Genomic DNA, 22898 nt, shown 5'->3' with positions numbered 1-22898 from the left:
CTGAATCTTAATTCAGATTCTCATTAAAAGAAAAAACACTCTAAAAGATAGAGTGTTTTTTTGAATTATTTAAAAGCGTTTATTTAATTATACGCGTTAATCCAATATTTTCTGGCGCATGAAGCACCATTGGGAATTTCTCTATTTTTACAGAACTGCTGTCTAGTCCAAAAGCTCTTTCTTCAGACAAACTCAGTTTTTTAATAAAGAAGTAAGAATTCATGATAATGTTTTCATGCCATCTTAAATCGTTGTCGTTTGATAAGAATTTCTCAGATAAAACAAATTTAAAGTCTCCAATAATATTGTTTTTGTTTAAAGATTCGTAACGGCTTGTTATATCTACTTCGCCGCGTTTCACCATGTCTTTGATAACTTCTCTAAACATCAAATTGATTTTAGTAGGTTCTCTAAAACCTAAATTAAAGTCAATTCTATAAATATCGTCTTTAGCGATTTCTGTTACCTTGTATTGTGTTTTATAAGGTTCTGTCAAGATATTAACGTGAACAAACCAATAAATATCAGCTCTTTTTGGACGTTTTTGCAGAATAGAATAAATTACTTTTTCCTCCAATTCGTCAACTCGGTTTGCATTGGTCATGTAAACCAAGTGTGTCGCATATTTCGGAATAGATAAATCTTGGCTTAGTTCTACTAATACACGTTTGTAGTCATCAATTTTAACCACTTTCGTGTAGTTTTTATTAATTTTCTTAGCTAAGTACCAAATAGTCATTACAGAGATCAGCATACTTGCAATAATCAATGTTACATAACCACCTTCAGCGAATTTCGTGATATTAGCAAAAAGGAAACTAAATTCAATCAAAAGATAAATTGTGATCAACGGAACCATGAAATATAATTTCACACGTTTCATGATTAAGTAATAATTCAACAAAATCGTGGTCATGATCATACATAAAATAATGGCTAGACCATACGCATGCTCCATGTTTCCAGATTTTTCAAAATGTAAAACGATTCCAACACAACCAAAAAACAATAACCAGTTGATTGACGGAATGTATAATTGACCTTTTACTTCTGTTGGATATTTGATTTTTACTTTAGGCCAGAAATTCAAACGCATAGCTTCATTTATCAAAGTAAATGATCCGCTGATAAGCGCTTGAGAAGCAATTACAGCTGCTAATGTTGCCACTACAATTCCGAATGGTAAAAACCAATGCGGCATAATTAAGTAAAACGGATTCCCGTTTTCTCCACCTAGTTGCTGCAACGTACTTCCTTCATGGTGAATTAAATAAGCTGCTTGTCCAAAGTAGTTTAGAACCAATGTTGTTTTTACAAAAATCCAGCTGATTCTGATGTTTTTTCTTCCACAGTGTCCCATGTCAGAGTATAAAGCTTCAGCTCCAGTTGTACATAAAAATACAAAACCAAGAACAAAGAAACCATCAGGATGAATCGATAATAAATGATAAGCGTAATATGGATTAATAGCTTTAATTACTTCTGGAAAATTAATAACTTGTATAGCTCCTAAAGTTCCCAGCATCGCAAACCATATTAACATCATTGGTGCAAAGAATTTACCAACGAGTTTAGTTCCGAATTGCTGAATCGTAAATAAAACAAATAAGATCGAAATAACAATATAGACAATGGTTTGTGTTTCCATTGTTGGATAAAATGCCCTAATTCCTTCTACAGCAGATGAGATTGAAATCGGCGGAGTTATAATTCCGTCTGCAAGAAGGGCACTTCCTCCAATGATGGCGGGCACAATGAGCCATTGAATTTTTGTTTTCTTGACTAATGCGTATAGTGCAAAAATTCCACCTTCACCATGATTGTCTGCACTTAAGGTAATAAGTACATATTTAATTGTAGTTTGTAATGTCAAGGTCCAAAACACACAAGAAATACCTCCTAAAACAATATCGGCATTAATCGTGTGATCGCCCAGAATAGCCTTCATTACGTACAATGGAGATGTTCCAATATCTCCATAAATAATCCCTAAAGTAATCAATAAACCCCCAATAGACAACTTACTATGTAAGTTTTTATGCGATGCGCTCATGTATATTTTTATAAAAGACGGTTGCAAATTTACTGTTTTAAAACAAATTAGAAGCAATTAAAATTAAAAAGATAAAAAAAAGCACAATCGTAAAATTGTGCTTCTATTTTAATGATAAATTGAAATATTGTTAACCTCTTCTTCCGCCGCCTCTTGAATTTGAGCCGCTTTCTCTCTGTGTCTGTCCTCCTCTTGATTCTTGACTAACTCTTGGAGACTCAGAACGCTGAGTGTTTTGAGGTCTTGCAGTGTTTGATCTGCTTTCAGAATAGTTTCTTGAAGGCTCGGTTCTTTGAACTGGAGCAGACTGAGTATTCATTCTATTTGAACTTGCTCTGTTTTCAGAATAATTTCTAGGAGCTTCACTTGTTTGTGAAGATTGTCTGTTACTATAACCTCTATTTTCTGAATTTCCTCTTGCAGCAGGAGTAGTAGCCGAATTATTTCTGCCATAATCTGATCTTTGAGTATTTTCAGTTCTTACAGGTGCATTTACTGTTGCAGTATTGTCTCTGTTAGTATTTGCTGTACGATTTGTGTTGTAACCTCTATCAGAAGCTGTTCTGTTAGTGTTATAATTTGTATTCGTACTTCTGTTTTCTGAATAAACTCTTCCAGTATTCGATCTGTTAGTGTTGTAAGTGTTCGAATTTCTATTAGATTCTCTGCTTGCAATTCTTCTTTGATCTAAATCGTATCTGTTGCTAACATTAGAATGTCTTTGAGCAAAGCTGTAATTTGGTTTCATTCTTTCGTAACCATATGTACGTCTTGTTTCATAAATAGCTGGAGCTCTGTAACTTCTTCTAGTGTTTACGTAGTTGTAGCTGTTGTGAACATTGATACATACATTTATGTTATTTCTGTATCTATACACAGGATAAGGTCTCCATGCAGAATAGTATGTTGGATAGTAACCCCAATACCATGTTGAATAGTATGGTCTGTAGTTAGTAACCCAGAAAGAAGTATAAATTACTGGAACAACACTGTAAACAGGCTCATAAATATAGTTGTCGCCATATAAATAAGAGTTTCCAACAACCTGAACACTCACTTTATTATAATTATCTCTTTCAACATCGATAGTAGCAACGTCTTGGTAAACATCACGATCCAAAACAGCTTGAATAATTACAACGTGGGTTCTGTCTTCTACAGATTCAATTACACGCAGGTAATCAACTTGGTCGTCGCCATTTAAATCAAGGTTAGAAATTTGATATTTAGGATCGTTTAATCTTCTTTCAAAATCTTGAAGATTTGCAGATTCTCCAAACATAGAAGCTACTGCTCTTAAATCTAAATTATCGCTTATATCTGAATTTTTGGCGTATACAGTAGCTCCGGCTTGTGCTTGACATGAACTGATTGCTAATGCAAATAGGGCTATTATAAGTAATTTCGCTTTCATGACTAAATCATATTAAATTATTTGTATTAGTAGATATCCAATTACTGTGCCACAAAATAATTTTATTGCTTTTAGATTTTATGTTGTTGATAATGAGTGTGATTTTATTGGGTGCTTTATCTTCTAATAGTTAAATAGATATTTAGTGCTGTGTACATAAACGGAAGTATGATGTCTTTAGCACGTAAACCTGAGTCATTATAATATGAACTTCGTTCTCTATCTGCATTCCTGTTTGGATTTATATTTTGACGATCTGTGCGGATAGCCGAATTTGCACTTCTATTTTGATTCTTTAATATAATATTGATAGATGCTACATCTTGATATATATTGGGACTTATTTCAGATTGAATTTTTATTATTTGAATGTTGTTCTCGATTTTATCTGAAACTTTTAAATAATCAACTTTTCCATCATCATTTAAATCAAGATTTGAAATTCGATCTTGGGGATAATTTATTTTTTTCTCAAAGTCTGCGAGATCTGCAGATTCTTCAAATAGTAAGCCTACAGCATTTAAATCTAAATTTTCTTGTACGTAAGAACTGTTAGGATATACGTTAACTTTTTGTGAATGAGCTGAATTCATAAATAATAGTAAGATTCCAGTTAAAACTATAATTCTCATATTTTATTTTTTATAATTGTAAGAAATATACTTCAATTATTATGCCAGAAAAAATCATTTGAATTGTTAGAAATAATCGTATTTTAGCATTAACCAAATTTTGAATTCTTATGAAAAAACTCGCTTTATTTTGTGGTATTTTTATTTTATTGATGTCTTTTAAAACATTTAATTATAAAACTAAAGTTTGCTACAGCGGCGGTTTTACATCAATGACTGTAGATACCTTATTTAAAGATAGAATTAGTATAAGAGCAATTCTAATTGATAAAAATAAAGTTTGGTATGGTGCTGATAATTCGCGTTTTGGATATTATGACCTAGATAAGAAAGAGAAATTTGAAGAGCATATTTACCGAGATACGCTTAAATTAGAATTTAGAAGTATTGCTCAAACTTCTAAAGATATATTTCTACTGAGCGTCGCAAATCCAGCTTTACTTTATTCTGTATCAAAAAAAGATCGTAAAGTTAAATTGGTTTATAAAGAAGTTAATCCCAAAGTTTTTTATGATAGCATGCAGTTTTGGAACGATAAAGAAGGAATTGCAATTGGTGACCCAACAGAAGATACTTTTTCTGTTATTGTTACCCGCGATGGAGGAGAAACTTGGACTAAATTATTATCTGATAAATTACCAACAAATGCTACCGGAGAAGCTGCTTTTGCTGCCAGTAATACGAATATTGTAATAAAAGGAAATGATACTTGGCTGGTTTCTGGAGGAAAAAAATCACGTGTTTTCTATTCGCCAGATAAAGCAAAAACATGGAAAGTAATTGAAACTCCAATTGTGCAGGGAAAGGAAATGACAGGAATTTTTACGGCCGATTTTTACGATTCTAAACAAGGATTTATTGCTGGTGGAGATTATGAATTTCCGAATAAAAAACTAGATAATAAAGCTTTTACAAAAGACGGAGGAAAAACTTGGGAATTAATTGGCCAGAATCTAGGATTTGGCTATGCATCATGTGTGCAATATGTTCCAGGAGGAAGCGGCAGAGAAATTATTTGTGTGGGTTCTGAAGGAATACAATATTCTCAAAATGGAGGTGAAAACTGGACACAGCTTTCTACAGATTCAAAGCTTTTTACCATCCGATTTGTCAATCGTAATACTGCAATTGCTGCGGGACACAATAAAGTAGTTCGACTTAACTTTAAATAAAAAAATAAGAACCCTAAATAATAAAGTAAGTATTATTATATAGGGTCCTTATCACTGTTGTTTCGTATTTGAATTTAATCTTTACCAGCTTTATCTCTATATTGCTGTAGTAATTTTCGATTAAAGTCGTCTTCAGATTTTTTAAGCTTTAGTATTTTTTTTGCTGAAAGCACTTTCTTTAAGCTTGTCATATATTTTTCTCGAAGTACATACAATTCCTTATCTGTACTTTCTATTTGCGATAGTAATGTTACTGCATCTTTATCTGAAAGATTATTGATGTTGTCATCATTTAATTTTCGCAGATAAGTTTTCATTTTCAAATGCTTTAAGTCGAATTGCTTGTCGTCGTAAGCATTGTAAATTGGCCAGAATTTTTCGGCTTCTGTAGAAGTCAGCTCTAATTCTGTTGTCAAAAAAGAAACCTTAAAAGCTTTAATTTTTTCACGCTTTTCGTCAATTTTTCCATTTTGTGCAAAAAATGAAAAACTGGTCAGAAAGAGCAGAAGCGGTAAAATATTTTTTATTTTCATTGTTAAGTTGAGTTAAGTTTAATTTAGTTTTGTTCTGAAATTAAATGTTCTATGTTCGGACTGGTCGATAAAATATCTTCTATCGTTTCATCTTCCAAAGTAATGTCATTGTTTATTTTTTCTATATCGCTGTCATCTAATTTTTGAATTAAATCGTATTGATTCAAATTAGATTGATACGATAAATAGGTTTCTAAAGTAGCTTCGTCAAGATCATTTGATGTTGCTCTATAATTGTTCACAATTGGAATCATTAAGGCAAAACCTACTACCACTGCCGCTACTAGAGAGAATGTTTTTTTACGTTTGTAAAAAGGAATTACTTTTACTTCTTTTTCGTTTAATTGCTGTAAAACTTTCTCTGAAAAATCATCAAAATAATGCTCTGGAGTTTTAAATCCAGATTTTATTTTTGGTTCGTTTTCTAATTTAAATGTTTTCATAATACCTATAAGATAGTTTTAGTTACAAAAGGTTTAATTTGATGTAACATATAATTCGATTTTTTTTACTGCATGATGATAAGACGCCTTCAAAGCTCCCACAGAAGTACCTAATATTTCTGCTATTTCTTCATATTTTAATTCTTCAAAATATTTCATTTTGAAAACCAGCTGTTGTTTTTCTGGAAGTGTTACAATTGCTTTTTGAAGTTTGATTTGAATTTCATCCCCATCAAAATAAAGATCTGCTTTTAGGTTGTCAATTGTTTTATTCTGCAGATCTTCGGATGAAATACCGCTTAATTTTGCTTTTTGAGATAAAAAAGTCAAAGCTTCGTTTGTAGCAATACGATACATCCATGAAAAAAGTTTACTTTCACCTTTAAAGTTTTTAAGATATTGAAAGACTTTTACAAAAGTATTCTGCAAGACATCATCGGCATCATCATGATTCAAAACTATGTTTCGAATATGAGAATACAAAGGTCTCTGATAATCAGATAGGAGTTTTTGAAACGCAGCATTTTGCGTTTCAGGGTTTAATAATTGTTTTATAAATTCCTTTTCGTCTATCAAACTTTTTGTTTTGTAAACCTTCTTAATATAACTTAGACTGAATTTAAAACAAAAGGTTTAATGAGTGAACCTAAAGTTTAGAATTCTGACTGTTCTTCTTCTTTAGCAGGAGTTGTTGCAGCTGGGGCTGGAGTAGCAGCAGGTTTTTTCTGTGCTGGTTCCGCTTGGGTTTCTGGTGAATAAACTGGTGTAGTTACTACAGGTTCTTCTACTTTAGGTTTAACTGGGAAATAAATTTCAGTAACTAATTTAGACGAGCCTTTAACATCCAATTTACTTAGTGTCCAAATTTCAAGATGCGACCAGCTTAATTCTGGAGTAATCTTTTCTTTGTTTATAAAAGCTGTTGTTTTGGCAATAGCTTCATTTCTATGAGAATAATCTCCGGTAAGCGTAGTTTTTACAGCATCGAATCCGTTAAGTTTTCCAGAAAGAATGTCACTTCCAGAACTAATAGAAATTTCTTTATTAATAGGTAAACAGATAGAGATTTTAGCTAAACCTGTTTTAGTGTCGTACGTATGATAAATAATAAAAGGCTTTCCGCTTGCAGATAATCCGTTTGTTTCGCTAAAGTGAATAAGCTTCGGAATTACAATTCGGGCATTTTTGTTTACTTTTTCTATCTCACTTGTAAAAGTTTGTTTTATATATGGAGTTTCAGTTTTTTTAACCAATCCATCAACTTTAACAGCATAAGTTTTTGTTTCGTAATCAAGGTTTTTATCAATATTGGCTAAACTTTTTTCATAAATAGTACCAATAACTCTGTCAGAACCTCCATGTAATGCAGTGTAGATTTTGAAAAGAAAACTCATAGTTCCTTTTCCTTTCCAGGTAACTTTAGTTTTTCCGTTCAAGGTATCTTTTAAAGTCCAGCTCACATCTGCTTCTGTACCTTCATATTTCATTTTTTGCTCAATGCTTTCACCATCTTTTGTTTTCAAGATGATTGCATTTCCTTTTCCTTCAACCCCGTCCCAATAAAAAGAAGCCCCGCTTCCGCTTGTTTTGTTCGGAAAAGTCATTTGTATTGAAGGATCTTCAACCGACCAAGATTCAAAATCTTCGTAATTTCTAAAATCATTAAGATAATTGTAAACCGTTGCACGAGGCGAATTGATTACTTTGCTTCTTTCTACATCAAAAATTCCTTTTTGTGTAGCAACAAAAACGGTAAGGGCAACAAGACTTAATAACGCAAAAAGAAATAAATACTTAAGAATTTTCATTGGTAGATTGTTTGGTTTCGTAAAGTTATAAATTTTATTGTGAGTCTTACTAATAACCAATAATTATTAGGTTTTATTTTGCTGTGATATACTTTTTTATCGAAAAAAGACCCTTTTAAATTTGAAGATAATTATCTTTTAAAGAAAATTTTAATCAAAAATAAAATTGCGATGAATAGTAAAAAAACAAGTAATACTTTATAATTTCCTTTGTAAAAGATTTTATGTAATGCTAAATCTTTTCGATAAGCAAATATCATTACGATTACAAAAGCAATAAAAAAACACACCCCAAATATTAATTGTCCTTGACTAAACATAGCTTTAAAATTATTTTTGGCAAATTTAGAGAATTGCAGACGATTTGCTGCTAAATTGCCTTTTGATTTAATTCAGTTTTATTGCTAGATTTATATCGAAGTACCTTAAATTAGCAAAAAAAAGAAACAACTATATGAAAAAACAACTTGACGCCGTAACTGAATTTCACACCGCTTTTAAAATTGGCCACAGCGCAACACCAATTGCCGATGTTGGAGCTGAGAAAAAATTACTTCGTTACAATTTAATGAAAGAGGAAAATGAAGAATATTATGAGGCAGTTCAAAATAATGATTTAGTTGAAATTGCAGATGCGCTAGGAGATATGATGTATATTTTGTGCGGTACAATTATAGAACACGGGCTTCAGGATAAAATTGAAGCTGTTTTTGATGAAATTCAGCGTAGTAATATGAGTAAGCTTGGCGAAGATGGGAAACCAATTTATCGTGAAGACGGTAAGGTAATGAAAGGTCCAAATTATTTTAAACCTGATTTTTCGAAGCTTTTGTAAAAAAATCGCTGTGCTATTTGAGTGTCATTTCGACGAAGGAGAAATAACAATATTGCGTTTAAATAGTTATACGATAATAGAGTAAAATACAAAACCCGACAGATTTTTTAAAATTTGTCGGGTTTGTTTTTATAAATATCTTTTGATTATTGAACTTTAACTGTCCATCCGTAAGTGTCTTCAGAAAGTTTGTTTTGAAGACTTGTTAGTTTTTCTTTTAAGAAAGAAGCGTATGAATTCTCGATTGGAGCCATTTCATAATATTCATCTTGATAAGAGAAGCCTTTAATTACGCTGATAACTGCAGCAGTTCCAGCTCCAAAAATTTCTTTTAAAGATCCGTTTTTAGCAGCTTCAACTAATTCTGAAACAATTACTGGACGAACTTCTACTTTAAGACCTTCTTTTTCAGCCATTGCGATCAAACTTTTTCTAGTAACACCATCCAAAATTCTTTCGCTTGTTGGAGCAGTCAATAAAGTATCGTTGATTCTGAAGAAAACGTTCATTGTTCCAGCTTCTTCTAATTTTGTGTGCGTTGCATCATCAGTCCAGATAACTTGTTGAAAACCATCTTTGTTTGCCAAGTTAGTTGGGTAAAATTGCGCAGCGTAATTTCCAGCAGCTTTCGCGGCACCAATTCCGCCATTTGCAGCTCTACTGTAATGTTCAGCAATAATTACTTTTACTTCACCTCCGTAATAAGCTTTTGCAGGAGAAAGTAAAATCATGAATTTATATTCGTCAGAAGGATTGGCGATAACTCCAGGTCCTGTAGCAATCATAAACGGACGGATATACATACTTGCTCCGTTTCCTCTCTGAATCCAGTCTTTGTCTAATTTCAATAATTCATTTAAACCATCCATAAAAATAGATTCTGGAATTTCTGGCATTGCCATTCTTACTGCAGAACTATTAAAACGTTTGTAGTTTTCATCCGGTCTAAACAACCAAACATCATTATTGTCATCTTTATAAGCTTTCATTCCTTCAAAAATAGCTTGACCATAATGGAAGACTTTTGAAGATGGATCCATCAAAATAGGAGCATAAGGTTTAATGACAGGATTTTGCCATTGTCCGTTTTTAAAATCGCATTCGAATAAATGGTCTGTAAATACAGCACCAAAACTTAAGTTGTCAAAATCTACTTCGTTTATTTTTGTAGAAGTAGCTTTTATGATTTCAATTTTGCTTGTTTGAGTTGTACTCATAGTTATGTAAGTTTTTTGTGAGATATTTCACGGTCGAGAATCTAACGTGATGATATCATGTAAAATAGAATTTATTGAATGCAAAATTAAGTAAAATAATGTAAAAAGCTTAGTGAAAATTCATTATTTACTGCTTTTGATTGAGATTTATTTATCCTATAATAAACTCAAATATTTAATTCGTTTTTATAAAGATTTTATGAAAAAACTATCGATTTTTAAGGCTTTACGCATTAGTTTTGACTAATTTTGAATATTAAAATGGCTTGAAAATCAATAAAAAGCTATTACAAATTTCGAAAAAATGAAAAGGGAAATAATTAAAACGCTAGACGGCTCAACTACAATTCGTTTGCCAGAATGGGATGAATGTTACCATTCAAAACATGGTGCAATTCAAGAAGCTAAACATGTATTTATTAAAAACGGACTTGATTTATTTGAACAGCCAATAAGTATATTAGAAATAGGTTTTGGAACAGGTTTAAATGCCTTTATTACTTTTTTAGAAGCTGTCCGTAAAAAACAGAATATTGATTACGTTGGAGTAGAAGCTTATCCCGTTGATGCAAATGAAATTCTGGAGATGAATTATGCCGAAGAGCTGGAAGCATTGGAATTTGAGAACATTTTTGAAAAAATGCATAAAACTGAATGGGATAAAAAGGTAGAAATTTGCGATCTGTTCTCGTTAACCAAAAGGAAACAATTTTTTCACGAAATAAATGACTTTGAAATTTTTGATTTGATTTACTTTGATGCCTTCGGATATAGAGTACAACCGGAGCTTTGGAGTACAGAAATTTTTCAGAAAATGTACAATAGTTTAAAGCCAAACGGTGTTCTTGTAACTTATGCAGCGCGCGGAGTTGTTAAAAGAAGTATGATCGAAGTTGGGTTTACAGTAGAAAAATTGGCAGGCCCTCCAGGGAAAAGAGAAATGTTTCGAGCTTTTAAAAAGGTTTAAATGAACTATTTAGAATTATTCTAGATTGATTTATATGTTTTAAGAAAACGTATTCGTTGCTAAATTTTTTAAAAAAATAAGTTAAAAGTAGTATTTATGTTGGATATTTGATTAAATTTGCTCGAGTTTAAAAAAATAGATAACCCCCGAAAATCTTATTTTATTATGTCAAAAATGATGTTTGATTACACGAAATCAATACTTGAAAGAGTAAGTTTCGACCCGGTACTTTTCTGCAAGGAGTTAGAAAAAGCTATCAAAACACTGTTACCTTACGAAATGGAACAATTGCAAGAATGGTTATTAAATTTCATTATTGAAAAACCAGAATTAAAACAGAGTCTACAGCTAATTAAAGTATAAGAGAAAAGGAGCCAAAATTGGCTCCTTTTTTTATGCTCTCTTTTGTAAAGGACTAATGATTTGAACATTCTGAAAAACAATTGCTCCTTTTACAACGCCGGCAATTGTAGATCTGATCGCATCAATGATTTGCATTTTTAATTCGCTCTTTGGGTAAATTAAACTTACCTCACGAGCAGGTTTTGGTTCCTTAAAATTACGTAGTTTCAGTTTGTCGGAATCTTTTAAGTCTAAGGTGTGCAAGTACGGAAGTAACGTTGTGCCAAGGCCTTCGTCTGCTAATTTAATCAGGGTTTCAAAACTGCCGCTTTGAATCTGAAAATTAGTCTGATCGATGTCGGAACCATTTTTGCATAAATTAAGAATTCCATCTCTAAAGCAGTGTCCGTCTTGCAAAAGAAGGATTTCATTTAAATTTAAATCAGAAACTTCTATTTCCTGCTTTTGAAAACTAGCATGATGCTCAGGAATATAAGCCACAAATGGTTCGAAGTATAAAACTATTTCTTTGATTTTTTCATCTTCCAACGGTGTTGCAGCTATCGCAGCATCTAAATGTCCGTTTTTTAACTTTACAATAATTTCGTCTGTGTTAAGCTCTTCAATTAAGAGTTTTACCTTTGGATATTTTTTGATGAAATTATTTAAAAACATCGGTAAAAGCGTCGGCATAATGGTTGGAATTATTCCTAAGCGGAATTCTCCTCCTATAAAACCTTTTTGCTGCTCTACAATGTCTTTTATTCGATCGGCTTCGTTTACAATGTTTTTTGCCTGGTTCACTATTTTTTGACCAATGTCAGTAAGTTGAATAGGTTTTTTGCTTCTGTCGAAAATTAATATATTAAGTTCTTCTTCAATCTTTTGTATCTGCATACTCAAGGTTGGCTGAGTTACAAAGCATTTTTCAGCAGCAAGAGTGAAATTTTTATGCTCAGCAACTGCTAACACATATTGTAATTGAGTTATAGTCATATTGATAGTAAATTTTGATGCAAAAATAAGAAAATATAATTTTTATTTATATAAAATTCATGAAACTTACTTTAAATTTGTAGTAAATTAGTGTAAAAATTAAATTATGAAAACAAATATTTTAGGATTACCTGTAAAAGAATCAGAAGAATTAGTAAAAGAGTTGAATGTATTATTATCAAACTTTCAGGTATATTATCAAAACTTGAGAGGGATTCACTGGAACATTCGAGGAAAACGTTTTTTTGATTTACACGTAAAATTTGAAGAATTATATACAGATGCACAATTAAAAATTGATATGATAGCTGAAAGAGTTTTGACAATTGGAGGAACTCCGCTGCACACTTTTGATGACTATATTAAAAATAACAAATTAACTGTTGGAAAAAATATTTCTAATGATGAAAAAGCTGTTCAGTTAATTGTTCATTCGTTATCAGATTTGTTAAAAATTGAAAGAGACATACTAAACAAATCTGACGAAATTAACGATGAAGGTACTAATTCTATGATGAGTGACTTTATTGCTGAGCAGGAAAAAACAATTTGGATGATGAATGCTTGGTTAGAAGAAACTCTTTAAAATATTGTTTGTTAACGATTTAAAAGCAGAACAGCATAAAAATTGCGTTCTGCTTTTTTGTTTATGTTAAATTTCTATAAAAATCTCTTTGATTTTATTTGTTTAACGCTATTTTTGCTTCAATGAAATTAGTTGCTCGCATATTATTATTCATTTTTATTGCCTTCTTATCGACCCCGACAATTGTTCAGGCGATAAAGAAAGGGAATAATACAGTTGTATCTTTTAGTATAGCTGAAGAAGAAGTACATAAAGAGCTGAAAAATGTTATGCATCATCCATCAATTTTGGAGCATGAAGTTATAATTCCGGTTTACATCGAGAAAAAAACAATCATATCTGAAAATATTGTAAAACTTGACAATATTTCTCCGAGCATATTTGCTCCACCTCCCAATTTAGTATAATACTTCCGATTATTTGATCTTTAGCCGCATTTGAATTTAAGCAAATGGGGTAAATCTTTAATGAATAATTTTTTTAGTATTGTATTATTATGACAAAAAAAATCAATCTTTTTGCCAACCTTAAGTCTGATTTTGCGTCAGGTTTAGTGGTTTTCTTGGTGGCTCTTCCATTGTGTTTAGGTATTGCAATGGCTTCTGGGGCGCCGTTATTTTCTGGAATTATTGCTGGTGTTGTGGGCGGTATTGTGGTAGGTTATTTAAGCCAGTCACATATTAGTGTATCGGGTCCAGCTGCTGGGTTGACAGCTATTATTTTAACCGCAATCACCGATTTTGGAGCTTTCGATGTATTTTTAATGTCTGTTTTTATTGCAGGATTAATTCAATTAGCATTAGGATTTTTAAAAGCCGGAAGTATATCCAACTATTTCCCAACAAATGTAATTGAAGGAATGTTAGCTGGTATTGGAATCATCATCATCTTAAAACAAATCCCTCATGCTTTTGGTTATGATGCTGATTTTGAAGGGGATCAAGCCTTTATACAAAATGATGGAAGTAATTCTTTTTCGTTTTTGTTTGATCTTTTAAATCACATTCAATTAGGAGCCGTAGTAGTTTCTTTAGTATCACTGATAATCTTGCTTTCGTGGGAGAAGGTACCATTTCTAAAAAGAATAAAATTAGTTCCAGGAGCACTAGTTGCAGTTATTGCTGGGGTTGTTTTAAACGAAATATTTGTATCAACAGGAAGCGCTTTGGCAATTGGAAAAGAACATTTGGTTTCTTTGCCAGTTCCAAAATCTTTTGATGAATTTAAATCAATTATAATTACGCCAAACTTTGCCGCTGTTTCAAATCCGCAGGTTTGGGTAGTTGCTGTTACAATTGCCATTGTTGCTTCTATTGAAACACTTTTATGTATTGAAGCCTCAGATAGAATGGATGCTCAAAAACGATACACAAACACAAATGTTGAATTAAAAGCGCAAGGTCTGGGTAATATAATAAGTTCTCTTTTAGGAGGACTTCCTATGACATCTGTTGTAGTGCGTTCGTCAGCTAATAATAATGCTGGTGCAAAATCTAAAATGTCTACTATTATTCATGGTGTACTTTTATTAATAAGTGTATTATCGATTCCAGCAATTTTAAACAAAATTCCGTTGGCAACATTGGCAACAGTTTTAATTTTAGTGGGTTATAAATTAGCAAAACCAGCAACTTTTATGCATTTCTGGGAAAAGGGGAAATACCAGTTTGTCCCTTTTATTGCAACTTTGGTCTTTGTCGTTGCGACAGATTTGCTAAAAGGTGTTGCGTTGGGAATTATTATTAGTATCATTTTTGTTTTAAGAGGAAACTTAAAAAGAGCTTATATCTTCAAAAAAGAAGAATATGAAGACGGTGATATTATTCACATCGATTTAGCGCAGGAAGTTTCATTTTTAAACAAAGCTGCGATCAAACAAACGCTGAATGAAATTCCTGAAAATTCAAAAGTAATTATCAATGCTCATGATACAGAGTATATTGCACATGATGTTTTAGATTTGATTCGTGAATTTAAAGAAACAAGGGCAATTGATGATAACATTAAAGTCAAACTTAAAGGCTTTAAAGAAGCATACGAATTAGAAAATACACCAGATAATAACAATCACGTTACTATTGAACATTATTATGATGTAGCAAAAAGGGAAGTGGTTAAAAAAGAAGTTGTTAAAGGAGAATAATTAAAATAAGGTGTTTTTAAGGAGGAAGAAATCTTAAAATTTAGGTAACTTTACCTCAAGTTCTTTTTTGAGAAGATTATAACTTAAAAATTACCACAAAAAAAATAAAAAAATGAGAAAGTTTTATGAGCAGTTATTAGAAAACAATAAAAAGTGGGTAGAGAATTCATTGGCATTAGATCCAAATTATTTTGCTGATTTAGCAAAAGGTCAGTCGCCGCCATTATTATGGATTGGATGTTCTGACAGCCGTGTTCCTGCAAACGAAATTGTTGGTGCAAAACCAGGTGAAGTTTTTGTTCACCGTAATATCGCAAATATGGTTGTGCATTCTGATATGAATATGCTTAGTGTTCTAGATTATGCTGTAAATGTATTAAAAGTAAAACACGTTATCGTATGCGGACATTATGGATGCGGAGGTGTAAAAGCTGCAATGGGACACCAATCTGTTGGAATTATTGATAACTGGCTGCGTCACATAAAAGATGAATACCGTCTGCACGATAAATACTTAAACTCAATTGAGGACGAAACAGAACGTTTTAATGCTTTTGTTGAAATCAATGCAAAAGAGCAGGTTTACAATTTAGCTAAGACTTCTATTGTACAAAATGCATGGAAAAATGGTCAGGATTTAATGCTTCACGGATGGGTTTACGGATTAAATTCAGGTTTTGTAACCGATTTAAATGTAAATATCGCGTCGAATGATGAACTAGACGAAGTTTATCAATTAGATCTTTAATAGATAAAAAAAATCGCCCTCAAAAGGGCGATTTTTTTTTATTCATTTTCATCTAAGTTTTCGTTAAATGCAGATGGAAGCATTGTTGGGATAAACTTGATTAATATTGGTAATAACAAACTTCCTCCTGGAAGTAAAAATATCGTAAGCGATGGAATTGTTTTACAAATGTCCAAAAGCTGTTTTTTGACTTTCTTTTTTTCCTTTGCATCCAAATCTCTTGTTGTAGAGTATGCTAATAAAACAACGAGTTCTTTACTCTGCATAATTTCTCTTACCAATCGGTTTTTGTTTCTTGTGATCAATTTTATAACGCTGTGCGTCATTTGATCGTAAAAATGCTTAACAGGGTTTGAGTAATTAAAATACGGAATTTTACTTTTATGAGTTGTGATAAAAGCGTTCGTTGTTGCAATACTTTGGGCTGTAAATTCATCTGTAACACCCATCATTGATCCTAAAGAATATAAAAAATAAGCTTCTTCATTTTCAACAACACCATCACTCCAAAGTGCCATTCCAGCCATATCAATTAAATAATATTGCTCTAATTTGTTGCTGAAATAATCTAACTGCAAGGTTTCTAAAGTATCTACAGTAACTTTAGAGAATTTAGAATAACGAATAGAAGCTTCGAATAATTTAATCAATAAATCATCGTGCTGTGATTTTACCGTTTTAGTTTTTAGCGCTAAACCCACAATACCAAGAACTGTTTCTTCAATACGTTTTAGATATTTTTCTGGAATTTCGCCATGAGCCAAATATTGTCTAAAAGCTAAAACATCAATAAACAATAAAGCATTTGTTACCAAATGCGAAAAGTTTTTGCTGATGATGCTGTCATTCGTCTGAACCCTTTGGTCAATAATGCTTTCCAGAGAGAGAGAAGGAGTATCTTTTGGAAGTAAAATTTTAAACAAGTTAAATCCTTCTGGATTCATTTGTTTGTAAAACTTTAAAACTTCTGAGATGAAATTTTTAGGTTCCGAGTTTCTTTTCTCTAAACAAAAAACATGATAGAGTGTATTAAGTAAAGCTACTTTAGAAATTTCAGTTTTAAACCAGCCTTTTATTGGAATCGGAATCTGAGAATCTATAGCAATAATATGACCATAAATAAATCCCGTTTCTCTTACTTTATAGTAAAACGATTCTACTGTTTCAAAAGGAATTGCTTCTGAAAACTTCTGTTCACTAAAAAACTTATCTATCCAGCCGTGTGCTGATGGGTTAATCATTGACTTAATTTTGCTAATGCAAAGCTATGTCTTTTTCTTGTTTTAGGATTCATTTTAAAATGAAATAACCACTAGATTTTGTTAAAAATAGTGGTTATTGTATTTTCTTATTTGATGATTCCTGCACAAGCAACTCTTCCGCCGGCATTTCCTGTAGGCTGGGTTGTAAAATCATCTGTTCCTGCATGAACGATTAAACCTTTGCCAAGAACATCTTTGTTAGAATCTCCACATCCAACGCACCATTCGTCAGTAGTTAAAGTGATCGATCCATTACCTTTTGCATCTGCAGTAAAGTTTCCGATATCACCTTTATGATATTCTCCAACTCCCCATTTTCCGTGTTTTTTAAAAGTTGGATTCCAGTGTCCTCCAGCAGAGCTTCCGTCTGCAGCACTACAATCTGCTTTTTCATGGATATGTATAGCGTGAACTCCTGGTTCTAGTCCAGTCATTTTTGCAGTAAAAGTAACTTTTCCATTTTTCTCTGTAAAAACAGCAGTTCCAGTAACCTTACTGTTGCTTTTTGGTTCTAATGCAACTGTTAATGTTTTTGCATCACTTGATTTTGTATTTGTCTTACAGCCAATGATTACGGCTGTAATTATAGCGAAAGAAACGATTAGTTTTTTCATATATATGGGCATTTTAGTTAAATATTAAGTAAATTTAACATAAAATAACGGAATGGCTTAACTCTAAAAGTTAAAAAAAAGTCAAACTATTCGTTATAATTTAATATCGATTGAGCACATGACACGGAAATATTGCGTAAATTCGTATGGTTTTAAGGAATAATTTCTGAGATCATCCTGCTCTAATTCGCTCATATTTAATTCTTAACTATTATGATTAAAAAGATTTTTACTCTCGTTTTTCTTAGTTCAATATTGCTTTCCTGCAATATTTTTAAATGTAAAAAAAGTGATGCAGTTTCAAAACTCGACGGAACTTGGGAACTGAATTATATCACTGGTCCAAAGATTACTTTTGATGGTCTATACCCAAATAAGAAACCTACAATAATTTTCAATACAAAAGAAAACCAAGTTTCTGGCAATAACAGCTGTAATTCTTATACGGGAAAATTGGTTGTGAATGGAAATAAAATTGATTTTACCCAGCCAATGGCAGTGACCAAAATGATGTGTCTGGACGGACAACAAGGTGAACAAATTTATATGTCTACACTTCAAAAAATTACTTCATACGATATTACGGATGATGGTAAAACTTTAAATTTTATTTCTGGAGATATTGCAATGATGCGTTTTACTAAAAAATAATGCTATGAAAGCTAAAATATCTGTTATGTTCCTGATTTTTTCACTCTTAAGCTTTTCAGTTTCGGCACAGGAAAAAACAAAAAAAGAATTAAAAGAAGAAAGAGAACTAAAAAAGCAAAATGAAATTCAAGCACTTTTAGATTCCAAGAATTTTGTTTTTGAAGCACAAAAGGTTACACCGCAAGGTGGAAGATTAATTCAGCTGGATTATAATACTTATTTCTTGAACTTTAACACAGAAAACACAACTTGCGATCTTCCTTTTTTTGGACGCGGATTTAATGTTGCCTATAATGGTGAAGGCGGAATTAAATTTGAAGGAAAACCTGAGAATATTAAAATCGAAAAGAAAAAGAAAAATACCATTTTAAAAGCGACAGTTCGAGGAAAAAACGATGTTTATGATCTAATGTTTAGTATTTTTTCTAATGGAACAGCTACGCTTAATGTAAATAGTAACAATAGAGCGCCAATTAGTTATGATGGAATAATTAGTGCTCCAAAGACATCAGTGAATAAATAATAGTTTTACCTATTTAAGATATAGATATACTGTTTTGGGTTTTAAGGTTTTAATAATCAGTATATTTAGTATGCATATTATTTTTAAAAACAAATTTAAAATTGAAACTATGAAAAAATTAAGTCTTATTCTTATTCTGGCTGTTGCCTCATTTTCATCTTATGCACAATCTTCTTTTAAAGAAGATGTAGATGTTTTGCAAAGTGTTTACGGAAAATCTAAAAGTGATTTAGTAAAACAATACATGAACTTGTCAGATGCTCAAGCAGCAGCTTTTACAAAAGTGTATGATGAGTACGAAACCAAACGTAAAGCGCTTGGTCAAACCAAATTTCAATTAATAAATGATTATGCAGCTAATTATGAAACTTTGACAGATGCCAAAGCCGATGAATTAGCAAAAGGTACTTTAAAAAATCATATTGATTATGAAAAACTTTACTCTAAAACTTATAGTCAAGCCAAAAAAGCGATTGGAGCTATAAATGCGGCTAAATTTATTCAGTTGGAAGTATACCTGCAAACGATTATTCGCAGTGAAATTTTAGAATCTATTCCTTTTATCGGAGAATTGGATAAATCAAAAGTTCAATAAGGTTTTTGTAACTATAAAACAAAAAGGCAGTTATTTAGATAACTGCCTTTTTTTATTCTTTTAAACAAAATTATTTTGCTGTTTTCACTTTGTAAATTTCATTTACCATTCCGTCACGGAAACTATCTAACGTAAGTTCCCAAAACATAATTCCTCCTAATTTCTTCGCTTTTACATATTCTGCTTTTGCTTTTATAGATTTAAGGTCATCAGATGTTGCAAAAGTTTTGGTTGAAGCGTTATACCAATATGGTGCTTTTGCTTTATCATCCCAAAAGTATTTCCATCCATTTGCTTCAGTATAAGTTGTAGCAAAGTTTTTAAAATCGATGCCTTGAATATGTTCTCCAGCTTGATAAAGACCATTATTTACGTTTTCTACATTTTTCCAAGTTCTTGAATAAAAAGCACCGCCAATAACTAATTTCTCTGCAGGAACGCCTTGTTTCAATAAAAATTCAACAGCTCTATTCGTAGATTCTTCATTAGCATTTGTACTGTATAATGGAGAATGATGACCAGTAACTTTAGAATACCCGTTTACTAAATCATAACTCATAATATTGATGCGGTTTACCAACGGAGTTACAGCTTTCCAGTCAATAGATTCGTCTAAATATTTTTGGAAACCTCCTGCAGCGAAACTCAATTCGTATTTTTTACCTAATGTAGAACGTAATATTTTTACCAGTTCAGTAAAGTTAGGCTTGTCAACACCCTGATACAAATGACCTGGAAGTCCTTCGATTGCTGGATATTCCCAATCTAGATCTAAACCGTCAACTTTATAAGAATCGCTTATTTCTTTTACAGATTTAGCAAACTTTAAACGACCTTCTGGAGTAGAGAAAGCAGCAGAACAAGGTTCGCAGCCACCCCAGCCGCCAAGTGATAAAATAATTTTTAGCTGCGGATTTTTTGCTTTTAGAGAAACTAAGTGTTTGATTGTAGTTGAATCTTTAGGAGAATCAACACTTAATTTTCCATCTTTTAAATGGCAGAAACTGAAAATAATTTGATTTAATTTGCCAACTTCGTATTCATCAATAAGTTTTGAATCGCCAGTGTAATAAGCGATTATGTCCATTTTTTTGTTCTTTTGAGCAAAGGTCGTCGTGATACCAAAGCACAACAAAAAAGAAGCGATTAGAGTAATTTGTTTCATTATTTTGTTTTTAGCGTTTTTAGAACGTTAAATATAAAGTAATACATTGGATATTTAACTATTATAATTCACTTTGCAAGTTAATTTTAACGAAAATTTTGCAAATCGTTGCAAAAATATTGCGAAGAAAGATCTGGAAAATAACAAAAATAAACCCGCGCAGTTTCGGACTTGCGCGGGTTTAAACAAATTAAAAGCTAAAAACTATTGTAATATTAGAAGCAGTATGAATTTTCTGCAACTAATTTTTCTGCAATTTTTTCTCTCAACGCCACAACATTTGGCAGGTTAGTGTATTTTGTAAAACGTTTCAATCCCATTAACATCATACGTTGTTCGTCTCCTTCAGAGAAAGAAGCAATTCCTTCTTTTCCTCTTAAGTTTACAATATCTACAGCTTTGTACAAGTATAATTTTGCCATAGCAATTTGCTCTTGAACTTTATCTTCACCTTCTTTTTTAGCTAATTTCTCAGTTCTAAGAATTGTACTTTCAGCCATATAAATTTCGATTAAGATATCTGCAGCAGCCATTAATAATTGTTGGTGAGAATCTAATTCTGGACCATATTTTTGAACAGCGCTTCCAGCAACCATCAAGAAAACTTTTTTCAAGTTAGCTACGATTACTTTTTCTTCTGCAAATAATTCAGAGAAATCAGGCGTATCAAAAGATGGAATTCCCATTAATTCTTCTTGAACTTTCATTGCTGGTCCAAGTAAATCAACGTGTCCTTTCATTGCCTTTTTGATCAGCATACCTACAGAAAGCATTCTGTTGATTTCGTTAGTTCCTTCGTAGATACGTGCGATACGAGCATCTCTCCAAGCACTTTCCATTGGAGTATCTTCAGAGAATCCCATTCCACCAAAAACCTGAATTCCTTCGTCAGAACAGTTTTGAACGTCTTCAGAAACCGCTACTTTCAAGATCGAACACTCGATAGCATATTCTTCAACACCTTTCAATTCAGCTTCCTGATGAGAAGTTCCTTCCGCTTCACGAGCAGCAATTCTGTCTTCGATGTCTTTTGCAGCACGGTAAGAAGCACTTTCTCCCGCGTAAGCGCTAGTTGCCATTTCAGCTAATTTAGAACGGATAGCTCCAAAAGATGAAATAGGAGTATTGAACTGAATTCTTTCGTTAGCATATTTTACAGCTCCAGTTGTTACTCTTCTTTGAGCATCTAAACATGCAGCAGCCAATTTAATACGACCAACGTTCAAAGCATTCATCGCAATTTTGAAACCGTTTCCTCTTTCAGACAACATGTTTTCAATCGGCACTTTTGTTTCGTTGAAGAAAACCTGACGAGTAGAAGAAGCACGAATTCCTAATTTATGTTCTTCTTCATTCATAGAAATTCCGTTTGACGGATCATTTTCTACGATGAAACCTGTAATATTTTTATCATCACCAATTCTAGCAAAAACAATGAATAAGCTGCAGAAACCTGCATTCGAAATCCACATTTTTTGACCTGTAATTAAATAATGAGTTCCGTCTTCTGATAAAACTGCTTTAGTTTTTCCTGAGTTTGCATCAGATCCTGCGCCTGGTTCAGTTAAGCAATAAGCACCAAACCATTCTCCAGAAGCCAATTTAGGAACGTATTTTTTCTTTTGCTCTTCTGATCCATAAAGTGTAATTGGCATTGTTCCAATTCCGGTATGCGCACCAAAAGCAGTTGAGAACGAACCAGTTGCTCCAGAAATGTAGTCACAAACTAACATTGTAGAAACAAATCCCATTCCTAATCCGCCGTATTCTTCAGGTACTGCAACTCCAAGAAGTCCCAATTCACCCGCTTTACGCATAGAAGCTTCCGTATAAGCGTAATCTTTTTTCTCAAAACGATCTTTATGCGCCCATAATTCTTTGTCAACGAACTCCTTAACAGAGTCACGCATCATTAACTGCTCTTCCGAGAAATCTTCTGGAGTAAAGATGTCCTCGCATTTTGTTTCTTTAACTAGGAATTGACCTCCTCTTGTTTTGTCGCTCATGACTTTTATTTTTTTTGTTTTAGTATCTTTTTATTTATGCTTTTTCCTCAATCTTGTCATTTCGACGAAGGAGAAATCTCCGCAAGTAACTCTACAAAGATTATCAGCTATGTGGACAATCGTCGTGGAGATTTCTCCTTCGTCGAAATGACAAACTAGATGGTTACTTTGTCGAAATACTAGTGCGATTTCT

General features: G+C 32.3%; 24 protein-coding genes. 11 read left to right on the top strand and 13 right to left on the bottom strand.

Annotated features, from left to right (window positions below; all coding sequences use genetic code 11):
• Positions 1-79: 79 nt before the first annotated feature.
• The 3 genes from ASE40_RS09530 to ASE40_RS09520 form a co-directional block, all read right to left on the bottom strand.
• Positions 80-2053: a KUP/HAK/KT family potassium transporter gene (locus ASE40_RS09530; protein ID WP_057116713.1), complete on the bottom strand. Its 1974-nt coding sequence runs from the start codon at positions 2051-2053 to the stop codon at positions 80-82.
• Between the two features lie 130 nt (positions 2054-2183).
• On the bottom strand, positions 2184-3467 hold the full coding sequence (locus tag ASE40_RS09525) for a hypothetical protein (RefSeq protein WP_057116712.1): 1284 nt from the start codon (positions 3465-3467) through the stop codon (positions 2184-2186).
• A 116-nt stretch (positions 3468-3583) separates the two neighbouring features.
• Positions 3584-4060, bottom strand: coding sequence for a hypothetical protein (locus ASE40_RS09520; protein ID WP_057116711.1), 477 nt, complete (start codon positions 4058-4060; stop codon positions 3584-3586).
• Between the two features lie 149 nt (positions 4061-4209).
• Between ASE40_RS09520 and ASE40_RS09515 the strand changes: the two genes are divergently transcribed.
• Positions 4210-5271, top strand: coding sequence for a hypothetical protein (locus ASE40_RS09515; protein ID WP_057116710.1), 1062 nt, complete (start codon positions 4210-4212; stop codon positions 5269-5271).
• Between the two features lie 74 nt (positions 5272-5345).
• Here ASE40_RS09515 and ASE40_RS09510 read toward each other — a convergent pair whose 3' ends face one another.
• The 4 genes from ASE40_RS09510 to ASE40_RS09495 form a co-directional block, all read right to left on the bottom strand.
• Positions 5346-5804 (bottom strand): hypothetical protein, encoded by a 459-nt coding sequence (locus ASE40_RS09510; RefSeq protein ID WP_057116709.1) that lies wholly within the window; start codon positions 5802-5804, stop codon positions 5346-5348.
• A gap of 23 nt (positions 5805-5827) precedes the next feature.
• Positions 5828-6247, bottom strand: coding sequence for a hypothetical protein (locus ASE40_RS09505; RefSeq protein WP_057116708.1), 420 nt, complete (start codon positions 6245-6247; stop codon positions 5828-5830).
• Positions 6248-6280: 33 nt separating this feature from the next.
• The gene (locus tag ASE40_RS09500; protein WP_057116707.1) at positions 6281-6823 is read right to left on the bottom strand and encodes an RNA polymerase sigma factor; all 543 of its coding nucleotides are present in this window, start codon (positions 6821-6823) and stop codon (positions 6281-6283) included.
• 77 nt (positions 6824-6900) lie between these two features.
• Positions 6901-8055, bottom strand: a complete 1155-nt coding sequence (locus tag ASE40_RS09495; RefSeq protein ID WP_057116706.1) for an SRPBCC family protein — start codon at positions 8053-8055, stop codon at positions 6901-6903.
• 454 nt (positions 8056-8509) lie between these two features.
• On the opposite strand from ASE40_RS09495, the gene ASE40_RS09485 reads away from it, so the two are divergent.
• Complete coding sequence (locus tag ASE40_RS09485) at positions 8510-8890, top strand: nucleoside triphosphate pyrophosphohydrolase family protein (protein ID WP_057116704.1); 381 nt, start codon at positions 8510-8512, stop codon at positions 8888-8890.
• A 146-nt stretch (positions 8891-9036) separates the two neighbouring features.
• Here the strand turns inward: ASE40_RS09485 and ASE40_RS09480 are convergent, their stop codons facing one another.
• Positions 9037-10107: a branched-chain amino acid aminotransferase gene (locus ASE40_RS09480; RefSeq protein WP_057116703.1), complete on the bottom strand. Its 1071-nt coding sequence runs from the start codon at positions 10105-10107 to the stop codon at positions 9037-9039.
• Between the two features lie 304 nt (positions 10108-10411).
• Here ASE40_RS09480 and mnmD point away from each other — a divergent pair, with 304 nt between their 5' ends.
• Both mnmD and ASE40_RS22330 read left to right on the top strand, forming a co-directional pair.
• Entirely contained in the window at positions 10412-11074 is a 663-nt protein-coding gene (mnmD, locus tag ASE40_RS09475) for a tRNA (5-methylaminomethyl-2-thiouridine)(34)-methyltransferase MnmD (protein ID WP_057116702.1), read from the top strand.
• Positions 11075-11239: 165 nt separating this feature from the next.
• Complete coding sequence (locus tag ASE40_RS22330; protein ID WP_057116701.1) at positions 11240-11437, top strand: hypothetical protein; 198 nt, start codon at positions 11240-11242, stop codon at positions 11435-11437.
• A gap of 30 nt (positions 11438-11467) precedes the next feature.
• Here ASE40_RS22330 and ASE40_RS09465 read toward each other — a convergent pair whose 3' ends face one another.
• The gene (locus tag ASE40_RS09465; RefSeq protein WP_057116700.1) at positions 11468-12412 is read right to left on the bottom strand and encodes a LysR substrate-binding domain-containing protein; all 945 of its coding nucleotides are present in this window, start codon (positions 12410-12412) and stop codon (positions 11468-11470) included.
• A gap of 106 nt (positions 12413-12518) precedes the next feature.
• On the opposite strand from ASE40_RS09465, the gene ASE40_RS09460 reads away from it, so the two are divergent.
• From ASE40_RS09460 to can, 4 genes are all read left to right on the top strand, one after another.
• Positions 12519-12998, top strand: coding sequence for a Dps family protein (locus ASE40_RS09460; RefSeq protein ID WP_057116699.1), 480 nt, complete (start codon positions 12519-12521; stop codon positions 12996-12998).
• Between the two features lie 122 nt (positions 12999-13120).
• Positions 13121-13405, top strand: a complete 285-nt coding sequence (locus ASE40_RS09455; RefSeq protein WP_241774348.1) for a hypothetical protein — start codon at positions 13121-13123, stop codon at positions 13403-13405.
• 89 nt (positions 13406-13494) lie between these two features.
• Positions 13495-15141, top strand: a complete 1647-nt coding sequence (locus ASE40_RS09450; protein WP_057116697.1) for a SulP family inorganic anion transporter — start codon at positions 13495-13497, stop codon at positions 15139-15141.
• Positions 15142-15253: 112 nt separating this feature from the next.
• Entirely contained in the window at positions 15254-15889 is a 636-nt protein-coding gene (can, locus tag ASE40_RS09445; protein ID WP_057116696.1) for a carbonate dehydratase, read from the top strand.
• 38 nt (positions 15890-15927) lie between these two features.
• On the opposite strand, the gene ASE40_RS09440 is transcribed toward can, so the two are convergent.
• Together ASE40_RS09440 and ASE40_RS09435 are read right to left on the bottom strand one after the other, a co-directional pair.
• Positions 15928-17130, bottom strand: a complete 1203-nt coding sequence (locus ASE40_RS09440; protein ID WP_057116695.1) for an LETM1-related biofilm-associated protein — start codon at positions 17128-17130, stop codon at positions 15928-15930.
• A 107-nt stretch (positions 17131-17237) separates the two neighbouring features.
• A complete protein-coding gene (locus tag ASE40_RS09435) occupies positions 17238-17765 on the bottom strand; it encodes a superoxide dismutase family protein (RefSeq protein ID WP_057116694.1) in 528 nt (175 codons plus the stop codon).
• A 213-nt stretch (positions 17766-17978) separates the two neighbouring features.
• Between ASE40_RS09435 and ASE40_RS09430 the strand changes: the two genes are divergently transcribed.
• The 3 genes from ASE40_RS09430 (at position 17979) to ASE40_RS09420 (ending at position 19534) form a co-directional block, all read left to right on the top strand.
• Positions 17979-18416 carry an META domain-containing protein gene (locus tag ASE40_RS09430; RefSeq protein WP_057116693.1) on the top strand — a complete coding sequence of 146 codons (438 nt, stop codon included), beginning with the start codon at positions 17979-17981 and terminating at the stop codon, positions 18414-18416.
• A gap of 4 nt (positions 18417-18420) precedes the next feature.
• Positions 18421-18939: a DUF4251 domain-containing protein gene (locus ASE40_RS09425; RefSeq protein ID WP_057116692.1), complete on the top strand. Its 519-nt coding sequence runs from the start codon at positions 18421-18423 to the stop codon at positions 18937-18939.
• Between the two features lie 109 nt (positions 18940-19048).
• Complete coding sequence (locus tag ASE40_RS09420; protein ID WP_057117011.1) at positions 19049-19534, top strand: hypothetical protein; 486 nt, start codon at positions 19049-19051, stop codon at positions 19532-19534.
• Positions 19535-19604: 70 nt separating this feature from the next.
• On the opposite strand, the gene ASE40_RS09415 is transcribed toward ASE40_RS09420, so the two are convergent.
• Positions 19605-20621, bottom strand: coding sequence for a glycoside hydrolase family 18 protein (locus ASE40_RS09415; RefSeq protein WP_241774347.1), 1017 nt, complete (start codon positions 20619-20621; stop codon positions 19605-19607).
• Between the two features lie 293 nt (positions 20622-20914).
• The gene (locus ASE40_RS09410) at positions 20915-22705 is read right to left on the bottom strand and encodes an acyl-CoA dehydrogenase family protein (protein ID WP_057116690.1); all 1791 of its coding nucleotides are present in this window, start codon (positions 22703-22705) and stop codon (positions 20915-20917) included.
• Between the last annotated feature and the right edge of the window lie 193 nt (positions 22706-22898).

The sequence above is a fragment of the Flavobacterium sp. Root935 genome, from assembly GCF_001429295.1.
Taxonomy (GTDB): domain Bacteria; phylum Bacteroidota; class Bacteroidia; order Flavobacteriales; family Flavobacteriaceae; genus Flavobacterium.
This window is presented reverse-complemented; position numbering and strand designations above follow the sequence as displayed.